At 41.8% G+C, this 14,941-nt stretch carries 10 protein-coding genes; 5 read left to right on the top strand and 5 right to left on the bottom strand.

All coding sequences use genetic code 11. The features are described 5' to 3' along the window. Positions 1 to 2 precede the first annotated feature (2 nt). Positions 3 to 1,250, bottom strand: coding sequence for a 3-deoxy-D-manno-octulosonic acid transferase (locus ACWIB3_RS04075; protein ID WP_454290957.1), 1,248 nt, complete (start codon positions 1,248 to 1,250; stop codon positions 3 to 5). Positions 1,251 to 1,306: 56 nt separating this feature from the next. Here ACWIB3_RS04075 and ACWIB3_RS04070 point away from each other — a divergent pair, with 56 nt between their 5' ends. Together ACWIB3_RS04070 and galE are read left to right on the top strand one after the other, a co-directional pair. Continuing rightward, a complete protein-coding gene (locus tag ACWIB3_RS04070) occupies positions 1,307 to 2,254 on the top strand; it encodes a UDP-glucuronic acid decarboxylase family protein (protein WP_093099301.1) in 948 nt (315 codons plus the stop codon). A 29-nt stretch (positions 2,255 to 2,283) separates the two neighbouring features. Then, complete coding sequence (gene galE / locus ACWIB3_RS04065; RefSeq protein ID WP_185217427.1) at positions 2,284 to 3,312, top strand: UDP-glucose 4-epimerase GalE; 1,029 nt, start codon at positions 2,284 to 2,286, stop codon at positions 3,310 to 3,312. Between the two features lie 185 nt (positions 3,313 to 3,497). Here the strand turns inward: galE and ACWIB3_RS04060 are convergent, their stop codons facing one another. Both ACWIB3_RS04060 and ACWIB3_RS04055 read right to left on the bottom strand, forming a co-directional pair. Further along, the gene (locus ACWIB3_RS04060; protein ID WP_454290956.1) at positions 3,498 to 3,917 is read right to left on the bottom strand and encodes a DUF983 domain-containing protein; all 420 of its coding nucleotides are present in this window, start codon (positions 3,915 to 3,917) and stop codon (positions 3,498 to 3,500) included. Between the two features lie 8 nt (positions 3,918 to 3,925). Continuing rightward, entirely contained in the window at positions 3,926 to 4,786 is an 861-nt protein-coding gene (locus ACWIB3_RS04055; RefSeq protein ID WP_185213085.1) for a helix-turn-helix domain-containing protein, read from the bottom strand. Positions 4,787 to 4,949: 163 nt separating this feature from the next. Between ACWIB3_RS04055 and ACWIB3_RS04050 the strand changes: the two genes are divergently transcribed. Beyond that, positions 4,950 to 5,504 carry a hypothetical protein gene (locus ACWIB3_RS04050; RefSeq protein WP_093099306.1) on the top strand — a complete coding sequence of 185 codons (555 nt, stop codon included), beginning with the start codon at positions 4,950 to 4,952 and terminating at the stop codon, positions 5,502 to 5,504. A gap of 57 nt (positions 5,505 to 5,561) precedes the next feature. Beyond that, a complete protein-coding gene (gene mfd / locus ACWIB3_RS04045) occupies positions 5,562 to 8,897 on the top strand; it encodes a transcription-repair coupling factor (RefSeq protein WP_185217428.1) in 3,336 nt (1,111 codons plus the stop codon). A gap of 187 nt (positions 8,898 to 9,084) precedes the next feature. Here the strand turns inward: mfd and ACWIB3_RS04040 are convergent, their stop codons facing one another. Further along, positions 9,085 to 11,580: a M14 family zinc carboxypeptidase gene (locus ACWIB3_RS04040; protein ID WP_454290955.1), complete on the bottom strand. Its 2,496-nt coding sequence runs from the start codon at positions 11,578 to 11,580 to the stop codon at positions 9,085 to 9,087. 113 nt (positions 11,581 to 11,693) lie between these two features. Here ACWIB3_RS04040 and ACWIB3_RS04035 point away from each other — a divergent pair, with 113 nt between their 5' ends. Beyond that, entirely contained in the window at positions 11,694 to 12,881 is a 1,188-nt protein-coding gene (locus tag ACWIB3_RS04035; RefSeq protein ID WP_185217430.1) for a trans-sulfuration enzyme family protein, read from the top strand. Positions 12,882 to 12,924: 43 nt separating this feature from the next. Here the strand turns inward: ACWIB3_RS04035 and ACWIB3_RS04030 are convergent, their stop codons facing one another. Continuing rightward, positions 12,925 to 14,877: a glycoside hydrolase family 127 protein gene (locus ACWIB3_RS04030; protein WP_454290954.1), complete on the bottom strand. Its 1,953-nt coding sequence runs from the start codon at positions 14,875 to 14,877 to the stop codon at positions 12,925 to 12,927. Positions 14,878 to 14,941 lie beyond the last annotated feature (64 nt).

Below are 14,941 nucleotides of genomic sequence, written 5' to 3'. Positions count from 1 at the left end.
TATTAACCCAATAATTTTTCAGTTTCCAGGTATTTCATAATGATTTGTGTAGCTCCAGATCGCTGTTGGACATAGTTTTTGGCAGCAATACTGGCCTGCACCAGCTTTTCACTTATACACAAGGCATTATAGACATCTTGCAATTCCTGTTCATTGGAAATGGAGAAACCAGCTCCTATTTCCATCAGGTCGATGGCCTCCTGAAACTTCTCATACTTCGGACCAAATATCACGGGCATCCCATAGGTTGCTGCTTCCAACGTATTGTGTATACCGGCACCAAAGCCTCCTCCAATATAGGCCATACGGCCATAATGGTACAAAGAAGAAAGCATTCCAATATTATCAATGATCAATTGCCTAGAAGCAGCAATTTGCTGATCGGTATAGGTATTGAATTTTGAGAACAGCAATGCATGCGGAAAGAGCTTCAACATGGCATCGATATGGTCTTTATGGATTTCATGTGGCGCAATAATAGCCTTCAAATCCTTATTGTTTTCAAGCAACACTTTTAACAGGGCTTCATCTGCTGGCCAAGTACTTCCTGCGACTAAAATATCCTCGGTCCCGGCGAAAGTTTGTGCTTCAGGGATCAGTTTATGTTCTTTCGGCAATTCCACGACCCTATCGAAGCGTGTATCTCCCGCCAAGCCTGCCTTCGTAACCCCAATCCATTTCAGCATATTCACACTTTCGGTATTCTGCGTAAAGAAATAGGAAACCTTCTTGAGAATTGAGCGGAAGAAGCCCCCATATTGTTTGAAGAATACTTGGTTTTCCCTAAAAATCGCCGAGATCATCAATAACCTGATCTTTCTTTTATCGAGTTCCTTGAAGTAATGGTACCAGTATTCATACTTGGTAAAGATGGCCAACTTCGGGTTGATGATATCGATAAATCGACGCGCATTGCTAGCGGTATCTGCTGGAAGATAAAACACATGATCGGCTAAAGGACTGTTTTTTCTGATCTCATATCCGGATGGGGAAAAAAATGTTACAATAATTTTTTCCTGAGGATGGCGACTTTTTATTTGCTCCATAACTGACCTACCTTGCTCAAATTCGCCTAATGAAGCAAAGTGAAACCAAATGTATTGCTGCCCTTTTTCAACCGATTGTTCTATATGCTGCAACAGTCCATCACGACCATCAACAAGCAACTTGGCTTTCGCATTGAACAATGCGAATACGCGAAGCAGCAAGCCGTAAATTAAAATCCCTAGGTCGTAAAGAAAACGCATCATGTTAAAATATTACTTATCTTCGTCAAAGATATTTAAACCTTTTCAAATTCACTATTGTGCAAGAAAACAAGCGCAAACGAATATTAATAACCGGAGCAGCTGGATTCTTAGGATCTCATCTTTGCGACCATTTTATTGATCAAGGCTTTCATGTCATCGGAATGGACAATCTCGTGACAGGAGATCTTCAGAACATTGAACATCTTTTTCATCTTTCCAATTTCGAATTTTACCATCATGATGTCTCCAAGTTTGTCCATGTACCCGGAGAGTTACATTATATCTTACATTTTGCCTCGCCGGCAAGTCCCATTGATTATTTAAAGATCCCTATCCAGACCCTCAAAGTAGGTTCTTTGGGCACACATAACCTTCTGGGATTGGCGAAGAGCAAAAATGCGCGGATCTTGGTTGCATCGACTTCTGAGGTCTATGGGGATCCTTTGGTCTCTCCGCAGAATGAAGAATACTGGGGAAATGTAAATCCAGTTGGCCCAAGAGGCGTTTACGACGAAGCCAAGCGTTTCCAGGAAGCCATGACCATGGCTTATCATAATTTCCATGGGATGGAAACTCGCATTGCACGGATCTTTAACACCTTTGGCCCGCGAATGAGGCTGGAAGATGGTCGGGCATTACCAACTTTTATCTCCCAAGCTTTACAGGACAAGGATGTAACCGTTTTTGGAGATGGAAAACAGACAAGGTCCTTTATTTACGTTTCAGATCAGGTAGAAGGGATCTGCAAACTGCTTTTCAGCGATTACCATTTACCGATCAACATCGGTAATCCAGATGAGATGACCTTGATCGACATGGCGAACGAAATCATCCAATTGACCAACAGTAAGTCGAAAATAATCTATGAGCCTTTACCGATTGATGACCCTAAGAAAAGACGCCCCGATATCAGCAAGGCTAGGGAGATTCTGCAGTGGGAGCCAAAAATCGGAAGAAAAGAAGGTCTTGAGAAAACAATTGAATACTATAGAACATTATTTTAAGAACACCCAACTATATAATTATAAATAAAATGAGCAAAATACTTGTCACCGGCGGAACCGGATTCATTGGATCACATACCGTAGTAGAATTGCATAATGCTGGATATACACCTGTTCTAGTTGATAACCTTTCCAATTCCAATATCAAGATCTTGGACCAGATTGAAAAAATCATTGGCGTAAAACCAGAATTCCATCAATTTGACCTATGTGATACCGATAAAGTAAACGAATTTGTCAAAGCAAATCCTGATATCACGGGTATTATTCATTTTGCAGCTTCCAAAGCAGTTGGTGAATCTGTTCAGAACCCATTAAAATACTATCATAACAACTTCTTCTCCTTAATCAATTTACTAGAAGCTTACCGTGAGAAACCGATCAATTTCGTTTTCTCATCAAGCTGTACCGTTTATGGAGAACCAGATACCCTTCCAGTAACGGAAAGTGCTCCAGTAAAGAAAGCTACTTCTCCTTATGGAAACACCAAACAGATCGCAGAGGAAATATTAGAGGAAACGGCTAAAGCAGCTTCAAACTATCAATTTGTTGCTTTGCGCTACTTCAATCCAGTAGGTGCCCATAGTTCGGCACTGATCGGTGAATTACCAATTGGTGTTCCGCAAAACTTATTACCTTTCATTACGCAAACTGCCATCGGCAAGAGAGAGAAACTGACCGTATTTGGCGATGACTATGAGACTCCAGATGGTTCAGCAGTTCGTGACTACATCCATGTTGTGGATCTAGCGAAAGCGCATGTTGCTGCCATTAAATTACTGGAAAAAGGAAATCCTAATGGCAATTACGATGTTTTCAATATCGGAACAGGTAATGGCTATTCGGTATTAGAAGCCATCAAAGCTTTCGAAAAAGCATCCGGACAACCATTGAACTTCGAGGTTGGCCCACGTCGTGAAGGTGATATCATCAAAGTTTGGGGCGATGTAACTAAATCAACAAAAGAATTGGGTTGGAAAGCCGAGCTAGGAATAGACGAAATGATGTCATCAGCTTGGGAATGGGAAAAATATTTGAAAGATAATCCGATTAGGTAGGAAGGGATTTGAGATATGAGATGGGAGATATTAAATTTGATATCTGTACATCTCATATCTATCCTTTAAAAAAGATAATTTTTTGACACACTTTCTATCTCAATACTCATATCTCAAATCTCATATCTACCCCCATAAAAAGGCGGGCTTTTGTTAAACAAAACCCGCCTTTTTATGGGGTAATGCTACTTACCTTCTTCTTTGACCCTTTGGAAAATTTTAGGGATGAATTTGAAGGATGGTGTCATCAAGTATAATAAGATGATTCTGGAATAGCGGTTGTTGAATGGCGCCATGATCAAGGTGACTGCTAGGGCAACGATGACATATAACCAAGGGCTTTCCAAATTACCGGATAGGAAATAGGTCAATACACAGGCTGTTACCAATTCAGCAACGCTAAGGGCATAACTGACATACATGGCAACATAGAAATAGCCGGGTTCTTTTTCAAATTTCAACTCACATGCTGGACATCTTTCCAACATTCTCTTAGATTTAAAACTCAAAAGAGGTGCTGCGAACATATTACCGGTTCTGCATCTCGGGCATTTACCATCTATTGCACTCTTTAATTCCGAAGGTATGGTATATTTTGTTTCCATATTGATATTTATGTCCATTGTGATTTTCTGAATTCTTCGGGGGTCTTACCCTCTACTTTTTTAAAAAATTTTGTAAAATATGAATTATCATTAAAACTCAATTCATAGGCCACCTGTGAGATGGTCCAGTCTGGCAAGATCAGCAATCGCTTGGCCTCCAACATGATCCTGTTTCGGATTACTTCCCCAGCTTGGGTCCCCAGGTATTCCTTACATACCGAATTGAGGTGGTTTGGAGTGACAAATAATAACTCCGCATATTCCTTTGGCAAATGCAGCTCTTTAAAATTCTGGTCGACCAGGGAAATAAAGTTCTTGATCAACACCAGATGATAGTCGATGCTCTTCGCCGGGAAATTGGGGATATATGCCTGGTCAAACCGCAGCAGAATATAAAGAAGTAAAGAACGCTTTAGATCTTTTGCTACAGGTAGACTGCTCAGTTCGATCAATTGATCGAATAAGCGGGAAATTTCGCGGACCTGATATTCTTCTAGTGTGAAAACACCTTCATTCAAGGAAGAAAACAAGTCTAGATTCTCCACATAATCAGGTTGGATCAAAAGGGACTTGAAATAGTCGATATCGAAATTGACGATATAGCCAGTCATTTTCCCTTCAAACATCCAGGAGTGCACTTGTCCTGGTCCCATGAAATATACCTGACCACGCTCGATGGGGTATTGTTTGAAATCAATCTCATGCATCCCCTCTCCTGAAAGGAATAACAACATTTGGTAGAAATTGTGTCGATGTGGAAAAACCAGGTTATTGTTCTTACCTAGGTAAACCTCCAGACGGTCTGCCAAAAAGTTTTTATCCTCCTTGTAGGATACTGTACATTGCTCTAAAACAGGTATCTTGCCCATACGATACAAAGGTAACCAATAACTACCATGAATAATGGTATAAAAACAGCCATCAATGGTGTTATTTACTTATTGGATTTATTTACCCCTTATAATCGGGGATAATTAATACCATTGCCTAAATTGAGAATGGTATTATTTGTAATATTATTTATCTTTATTTATGTCATTACACAAGGATCAGGAGCTCAAGGAAGCGGTACTCAATTTACCGGCAAAGGAAAAGGACAAGTTATTGGTCAGGTTAATCAATAAGGACAAGATGCTTTTGAAGCAATTGCACTATGAGCTCTTAGAGGATGAGGCCGATTTGGAGGATCGGATTTTCGATCTGAAGAATGCGTTGGAATCTTTGTTTGATGTGAATAGCAATAAGGTCAAAAACCTGCCCATGTATTCCAATTACAAAGGCCTGAACAGCAGCTTGCGCCAAGCGAGCGGCATGATCAATGAGCATGAGAAGATCACTAAGGATAAGTTTTCCGTGGTGGAATGTAGGCTCTTGATCTTACAGGAGGCCTTTGACCGGTATCCCTCCCTATTTGGTCCATCCGCATTATCTCCTGCATTCAAACTGCATAGCTATGTGGGTGCGAGGATCAAAAATGCCGTAAAAATATATGGCAATCTTCATGAGGATCTACAATTTGACTTGAAAGACCAAATGGAATATGTGCTTGAATTTGCTGAACAGCATAAGCTCGATCAGAGCTTATAGGTTGATATCCATTCCTATTACCCAAGCATTTTTGTAAATTTGCAAAAATATACTAGCGTGAACATCCAAGAAATATTAGATAAATACATCCTATCCGAACAAGTCAAGCGATTTACCAGTAGTATCCAGAACGGCAAACCGAAGGTCCATTTAAAGGGATTGGTAGGTTCGTCCGATGCCATGGTCGCTGCCGCCTGCTACCAGATAGAAAAACGGTTGAACGTCTTTATTTTGCCTACCCATGAGGAGGCCTCTTATTTCTTGAGTGACCTGGAGAGCTTATTTGATAATCAAATCCTGTTCTTTCCGGCATCTTACAGGAAGGCCTTCGATTTTACCATCTTGGACAGCGCCAATGTTCTGCAACGGGCGGAAACGCTGAGTTCACTGAACCGAAATTCTGAATTGCCAAAAATCGTGGTTACCTATCCTGAAGCCATTTCGGAAAAGGTAATCAACAAAAAGGACCTCGAAAAAAATACATTGGAAATCCGGGTTGGCACTAAGCTGAGCATTGATTTCATCAATGAGTTCTTGTATGAATATGATTTTGAACGCGTCGATTTTGTTTATGAACCGGGACAGTTTGCAATCCGCGGTGGCATCGTGGACATCTTCTCTTTTTCAAATGACCTCCCCTATCGGATTGAGTTCTTTGGCGATGAAATCGATAGCATCCGGACCTTTGAGATTGAATCCCAACTTTCAGTCAACAAGATCAATTCGGTAACTATTGTTCCGAATGTACAAGCAAAATTCCTGAGCAATAACCATATTTCATTATTGGAATATATTGAGAGAGATTCCATTATCTGGATCAAGGATGTTCAGTTTACGCTGGACATCCTGCAAGAAGGCTATAAAAAGGCTTCCAAATATTGGAAAGCCTTGACAGAAAAGGAAATCAAGGATAATCCGGATTGGGTGGATCCGAGATTTACCTTTACAGATGACAAAAACTTCAATGCCATGCTCTTTGAGTACCCATTGGTGGAATTTGGAAAGCAATTTTTCTATAAACCGGATGAAGAATTCAGTTTTGATACCCACCCACAACCTTCTTTCAATAAAGATTTCAATCTATTGATCCATAACTTTAAGGAAAATGAAAAGCATGCCATCCATAATTATATCTTTTCGGATTCCACCAAGCAGATTGAACGTATTTATGCCATATTAGAGGATCTGGACAAGACCGTAACCTTCACGCCTATATACAAGGCCTTAAGAGAGGGTTTCAGGGATGACAAGCTGAAAGTAGCCTGTTATACCGACCACCAAATATTCGATCGATACTATAAATATAAACGTAGAAAGGGATATGAGCGCTCCCAGGCGATCACCCTGAAGGAATTGAGTGAATTGAAGCCGGGTGATTACATTACCCATATCGACCACGGTGTAGGAAAATATGCCGGTCTGGAAAAGGTGGATGTGAACGGCAAGAGCCAGGAAATGATCCGCTTGGTCTATGCAGACAATGATTTACTGTATGTCAATATCAACTCCTTAAACCGTATTTCCAAATATTCTGGGAAGGAAGGAACTGTTCCGAAGATGAATAAATTGGGAACGGACGCTTGGGAGAAACTGAAAAGGACGACCAAGAAAAAGGTTAAGGATATAGCCCGGGACTTGATCATGCTCTATGCTAAGCGAAAAGCCCAAACGGGAAATGCTTTCAGTCCGGATACCTATTTGCAACGGGAATTGGAAGCCTCCTTTATCTATGAGGATACACCAGACCAGGAAAAGGCTACGGCTGACCTGAAAAAGGACATGGAATCGCCGCATCCAATGGATAGATTGGTCTGCGGGGATGTGGGTTTCGGTAAGACCGAGGTCGCTATGCGTGCTGCCTTTAAAGCTGTAGCAGATAGCAAACAGGTAGCGGTATTGGTTCCTACGACCATTTTGGCGCTGCAACATTACCGTACTTTCTCGGAAAGATTGAAAGGCATGCCGGCAAACATTGATTATATCAATCGTTTCAAAAGCAGCAAGCAGATCAAAGAAACCCTTAAGAAACTAGAAGAAGGTAAAATAGATATCATAATCGGGACCCACCGCTTGGTCAGCAAGGATGTGAAATTCAAAGATCTAGGCTTGATGATCATCGATGAGGAGCAAAAATTTGGGGTATCGGTAAAAGAGAAGTTAAAGGTCATGCGTGCCAATGTGGACTCATTGACCTTGACGGCAACACCGATCCCAAGGACTTTACACTTCTCCCTGATGGGAGCGCGGGATTTGAGTATTATCTCGACCCCTCCACCTAATAGGCAGCCCGTACAGACTGAATTACACGTCTTCAATGAGAGTTTAATACAAGAAGCGGTGAGCTTCGAGATCGATCGTGGCGGTCAGATTTTCTTTATCCATAATCGGGTTGCAGACCTTCCTCAATTGGGCATGCTGATCCGCAAATTGGTTCCTGGGGCACGTGTGGGAATTGCCCACGGACAATTGGAAGGGGACGACCTGGAAGATGTCATGTTGAAGTTCATCAACCATGAATATGATGTATTGATTGCGACAACCATTATTGAAGCGGGTTTGGATATTCCTAATGCGAATACCATTATTATCAATCAGGCGCACATGTTTGGTCTGAGTGACCTCCATCAAATGCGAGGCCGTGTAGGAAGGTCGAACAAAAAGGCCTTCTGTTATCTCTTGAGCCCGCCATTATCAACCTTGACCACCGAAGCATATAAACGTCTATCGGCTATCGAGGAGTTCTCTGAATTAGGGTCCGGTTTCAATGTTGCGATGCGAGATTTGGATATCCGTGGATCAGGTAACCTATTGGGTGCCGAACAGTCGGGATTCATTGCCGAGATCGGTTTTGAAATGTACAATAAGATCTTGGATGAGGCCGTACAGGAGCTGAAAGATGATGAGTTCGGCGAACTATTTGCCGATGAGGAAAACAGAAAATACGTAAGCTTTACGCAGATCGATACGGATCTGGAGGTGATGATTCCGGATGAATATGTGACCAATGTTTCTGAGCGCTACAATCTGTACAACGATATTTCGAAGTTGAAGGATGAAGGACAGTTACAGAAATTTGAGAAGGAATTGATAGATCGCTTTGGGCCAATACCTGAGCCGGTGTTTGAACTGTTCAATACCTTAAGGCTGCAGTGGCTGGGTAAGGAGATCGGTTTGGAGAAAATATCCTACAAGAAACATGTTTTGAAAGGGTATTTCGTTAAAAATCCGAAATCTAGCTACTATCAGTCGGATAGTTTTGGAAAAGTACTGGGCTTCGTTCAGCAACATGCCAACAATTCCAATATGAAAGAAGTAAAAGGTCAATTGCGTATAGCTATCAATAATGTGAACAGTATTGAATATGCTATTGAATTGTTGAAACAGATGCGATAAGACTTTAAGGTCGAATGGCTAATTTATAGAGGAAGACAAAATAACCTCCAATAAATTTTAATACATATAGTAACCTATACTTTCTTTTTGATTTTCTTTTCGAATGAACGTACATAAAATGTCCTAATGTTGTTACCCAAAAGTAACCCACATTAGGACATGATACAATCCCCGATATAGGGTATTTTTATTCAACCGTTAGGAAGGTCGCATTAGCCATGATCAGCTTACCGCTTTCCCAAAAATTCCTGAACAACACATTGTCCGTCAAATAGATAACCGAACCCCTACCAAGGTTCTGCGTTCCGAAGACCATTCCATTTTTCAGTTTTTTGTTCAAGTTATGACCTACAAACCCGCTCATCTTTGAGTTTTCTGTGATGTAGCCCACATTCCAACCTTTGTTTGGTTCGAAATATTGAAATAGATTGTCATCCTGTTTCAGGGTGAAGTAATCTTTAACACCGAACATCAATGGGTGGGAATTATCGAAGGTCAGTTTGAAGATGGCTCCAGAGGTATAATTCTCCATTGCACCTCTTTCACGATCTCCATATTTCTTCAATGGACTTGGTTTAGATTTAGCAGAGGTATCTTGTTTTACCGTTTTCAATTCGGACCAAGATTGTGCAGCCAATTGACTTACTGCACTTTCAAGAGCAATGACCTTTCCACCTTTTCTAATCCAACTTGCAAACTCCTCGCTCTGGCCTTTGTCCTTTAGGAAAGAGTAATTCCCATTAGGCATAATGAATACATCGATCTCATCCCAGTCTACCCTAGCAAAATCGGTAGGATTGATCAGGATAATTGGATACTGCAATTGCTGATCAAAGAAATGCCACACCTCGCCCACATTGGTCGCTCTAAGACCTTCGCCAGCCATCATCATGACCTTTGGAGCCTTGATGGTCTTCACATCGGAACTTCCCAAATCCTTTCCTCCTTCTACAATTCCAGATTGGATAGCATAGGTTTTCACCTGTAACTTGTCCGCCTCTTCTTTCATGATCTTTTCTACATTCGCTTGTTTATTGCCGTTCTTCATGACCAAGAGTGATCCTTTTGGAAATTCATCCGAACCGATCTTGAAGCTCTGATCTGAGACTTTAACGGTGATCTTATGGCGTAATAGGGCAGCCAATAATTTTGCTGAAGAAAAACCATCCCATTTTACCGCATATCCAAAATTAGAACCAGTCGCATTGCTGATAGTCTCTAATTGGTAAGGATTAAGGTTGCTGATTTTCGTTTGGGAAGCTATAGCTGGAAGACCATAAACATAAGGCAAAGACCAAGCGGTAATATCGTAGGTAATGGAATCCGTTAATTTCGCTTCCGGTTCAAACAGTACGCGAATCAAGGCCGCTTTGGATTGATTGCCCGGAATGACCAAATCCTTTTCAGTCAGGCTATGGTTCTGTTCCTTCTTACTGAAATAATCAAAGCCTTTTACAGAACCTGAGGAAGAGTAATAATTGATCTTATTCTTGTCCAATAGTTCTATTAGGGAGCGCATGGTCTTATCACGGGAAGAATCGTACTTGATCACATAGGTTTGGTAAGAAGAAAGTTTACCCGCTGCGGCATCATCTCCGAATTTCTTGAATTCAGAAACCACCTTAGCTGAGTTTTGGGAAACCACTTCAATAATGTTCATTCCTGAAGCATGGTGCTGGATAGCACGGTCCACCAATGTCAATGTATCTTTTTCATCGGTATAGACTCCTAATCCTGCAGAACCATTTCCTGCTTTTTCAAAGGTCATACCGATGGCTCCAGAATAGATGGGATAGGTGTCCCCATAGGAGGGGTAAAACAAGTCGAAGCGTTCCTTGGTGAAGTAAAGCCAGCCTTTGGAATCAAAATATTTTGCATTATGTTTTCCAATGGTGGTCTGAAACTCCCTTTGCCATGGCGTGATCACCTCATGGAAGGGCTCAGCTGCCGGTGGAAAATAGTATGGCGAGTTAATTCCCTGTTCGTGGAAATCAGCATGGATATGAGGCAACCACCTGTTGTAGATGGCTGCACGGAAAGTACTTTCCTTCTGCGTTTGCCAAGCCCAATCACGGTTCATATCGAAATAATAATGATTATATCGACCTCCCGGCCAAGGTTCGCGGTGCTCTCTAGCATAGATCTCCGGATTGTACTTGATGCCCACGGTTCCGTTGTACCAATTGTTATAACGTTCGGTTCCATCAGGATTCAAGCAAGGGTCTAGGATAACCAGGGTGTTATCCAACCAACCTTTGCTCTTGCTGTTGTTGGGATTTACCAATTCGAATAAGGTCATCATGGAAGCTTCAATAGAAGAAGTTTCATTCCCATGGATGTTATTGCTGATCCAGACAATGGCAGGACCATTACTGTTTCCCTCGCCTTGCGTAGCATGAGCAAGCTTCAAGTTATTGGTACGGATATTTTCAAGGTTTCCGATGTTTTGGGCAGAAGAAATATAGAAAACCTTTAAGGGTCTACCTTCAGGGGTTTCTCCATAAGATTCCATTTTCACTTGGTTTGGGACCTGATCTGCCACATACTGATAATATTCCAAAACCTTCCAATGCGGCGTTACTTTGGTTCCCACCTGATAGCCTAGATATTCAGCGGGGGATTTGATTTGCGCAAAAGAAAGTGTGGAAATAAAACAAGCCAGGATGGCCAGTATTTTTTTCATAGTATTAGAGGTTAATTAGGGTTTAATAATTTAAAATAATTCGTTGCTGAAATTAAGTATTTACAAGTTATTTTTTTAATTTTCAGTCCTTTATTTTTTAAACCCAACCTACTATGGCTCATTTAGAAACCGACCTCATCCATAAAGGCCAAGAATTCAACAGTAGTAAAGCTGTTGTAACACCCATTTATCAGACATCTACCTATTTTGCAGATGAAGATTTAAAGAACTATATCATTTCTGCTACAGAGACCAAGAATCCTAATTTTTACCATCGGCATGGTAATCCGACCAACTCACAGGCTGCGGCAATTGTAGCGAGTTTGGAGAAAACGGAAGATGCCCTGGTTTTGGCAACGGGGATGGCAGCTATCAGCACGGCCATATTATCAGTTGTGAAGGCTGGCGATCATGTGGTGACACAAAACTCCCTATATTCTGGCGCTATGCTCTTCTTTAAGAACTTCTTGACCGAGTATGGAGTGGAAGTAACCCACGTGGACCAAAAAGACAACGAAGCCTTTGAGAAGGCCATTAAAGCCAATACTAAATTGATCTATATTGAAACGCCCTCGAATCCAAACTTAGATGTCACCGACCTGAAGTTTATCGCTGAGCTCGGAAAGAAGCACCAACTGACCACGATGGCGGACAATACCTTTGCTTCGCCTATCAACCAGACTCCTACGGAGTTCGGGATTGATGTCGTGGTTCATTCTGCGACCAAATACTTGGGTGGTCACAGTGACCTAACTGCCGGGGTAGTCTGTGGAAGCAAGGAATTTATTGAAAGGGTATGGAAAAGATCGTTGATGCTGGGCGGATCGTTGAGTCCTTTTGACTCTTGGTTGTTATTGCGTGGGCTTAAAACGCTTTCTATGCGGGTGAAGCAAATCAACAGCAATGCATTGGCTTTGGCCGAATACTTTGAAAAACATCCGGCAATTAAATATGCTGGCTATGTTGGGCTTCCTTCTCACCCTCAATATGAACTGGTCAAAAAACAGATGCGCGGTGGCACGGGCATGCTTTGCATAGAGGTCATAGGGGCGAATGAAGACGATGCTTATAAAAATGCGCAATCGGTATTGAACAAACTGGAAGTATTTGCCAATGCAGCCAGTTTAGGCGGTGTGGAATCCTTGGTGGTCCATCCGGCCAGTATGTGGGGTTCGCATCATGATAAAACACAGAAATCCGTTTCCGGAATAAGCAATGGCATGCTCCGGATTTCAGTCGGGATTGAACATATAGACGATCTGATTGCAGATTTTGAACATGCACTAGAAGGAATTAAATAGAAGAAGCGGGTTAAGCCCGCTTCTTCTATTTTGATCTTATTCTTTAGTCAATCCTAACGGAAGTCAACTTCTCTGGTATCCAGACCTGCATCGCGCTCTTTCCTCTGTTGTTCCAAAGGAAATATGGAATTGCTGTAATTTCCTTTTCTTGTTGCAACACTTGATTGCTTGCCTGATCGATAGCAACGATAGGGGCTTTGAATTGGATCACGTTGGCTCCTCCAAATAAATCAGGCTTAAAGCTCACCTGAAACTGGGTATTCTCCGGAATAAACAGTCCATTCTTTGCATTTGGATTATCCACATCCTCCACCGCATAGACTAAGGGGCCATATTGTAAGGCAATGCGGTTTTGATTCTGTTTCAACTCATCGGATGATACAATGCGCTGGACTTCCATGTTCATCAGCATATCGATCTTATCGCCTTTTTTCCACTTTCTATCAATCTTCAAATAACCATCTTCTACTGCAGCATTAACCGGCTTGCCGTTTACCGTTACTGTATAATTATTGGTTTTGTTGTTTTTATAATGATATAAAGAGCTTGGAACAGGTTCCTTTAGCCAACCTGGAATACGAACAAAGACTGCAAATTCTTTGGATTTCTTAGGACTCACTTCGATACTTATTTGTCCGTTCCAAGGATAATTCCCTGTCTGTTTCACAAAGACCTCGTTTTTATTCAGGTCTACCGTCGTTTCACTGCCAACAAATAGGTTGACATAGAGGTCAGTTGCCGAGCGGCTGTAGATATATGAACCTAAGGAAGATACCAACCTGGCAATATTGGATGGACAGCAGGCTGTCCCAAACCACTCACTGCGTTCGTAATTGCCATCTGAAGCCAGTGGGTTCCCATAGAAGAAACGGTTTCCAGAAAGGCTGATTCCATCAATGGCAGCATTGTACAGCGTTCTTTCCAGGACATCGATGTATTTTGCCTGTGCAGAAAGCATGTTCATCCTCTGGTTCCAAAAGACCATTCCTACGGATGCACAGGTTTCACAATAGGCGGATTCATTCGGAAGGTCATAAGGTTTTCCGAATCCTTCATTGGAACCTTGGGCTCCGATCCCACCGGTGATATAATAATGCTTGTTTACCACATCGTCCCAAATGGCATCCATGGTCTTTACATAACCTGCATCTTTGGTTTCAGAGGCAATATCTGCAACCCCAGTATAGAGGTACATCGCACGTACGGCATGGCCGGTTATCTTTCTTTGATCACGAACTGGAATAGCATCCTGTGCATAATCAGGGTCTTTCCATTCATCCCAGATCTTGCCTACTCCATGACCTCTTCCTCTCTGTTCAACAAACCAATCTGCCAATTGCAAATAGCGTTTTTCATTGGTATGATGATATAATTTCATCAAAGCCAATTCAATTCCCTCATGGCCTGACACCCAAGGTTTATTGGGCACTCTGAAGTAATTATCAATATGATCTGCAAACTTGGTCGCTACCTTCAGCAATTTATCCTTGCCGGTGGTATTGTAATAGGCTATACCCGCTTCAATGAGGTGTCCGGCACAATAATCCTCATGCCTTTCCATATCTTTCCAGCGATCTTGCAGGCCATTTAGGGTGTAATAGGTATTCAAATAGCCATCAGGTTGTTGAGCAGCGGCTATTTTATCGATCCATACATCCGTATTGGCTTCAAGTTCTTTGTCTGGATAGTTCTTCAGTGAATACGCGATGGCTTCGATCGCTTTATAGACATCGGAATCATCATAATAAATCCCTTCATGTTTGCCAGAACCCTGGGCCACCTTCTCAAAATTCCTGATACGCCCCGTTTTGTCCTCCGTATAGGTTACACAGGCATCAATGGTAGCATTGGCGACCTTTTCCAATTGGGGTGACCAGAAATTATCTTCGATGGCAACCTTGGAAAAATTAATAGGATAAATCCTTTGTGAAGGGCTTTGTGCCCAAAGGCTCGCGGAAAACAACAGTCCCGCTGAACAAATCAGAAAGCTTCTCATAATGGTAGGGTTGGGTTAATTATGAAAAAAGCCAGAAGAGGATTTGTCCCCTTCTAGCTTTGGT

The sequence above is a fragment of the Sphingobacterium sp. NPDC055431 genome (genome assembly GCF_053644255.1).
This window is presented reverse-complemented; position numbering and strand designations above follow the sequence as displayed.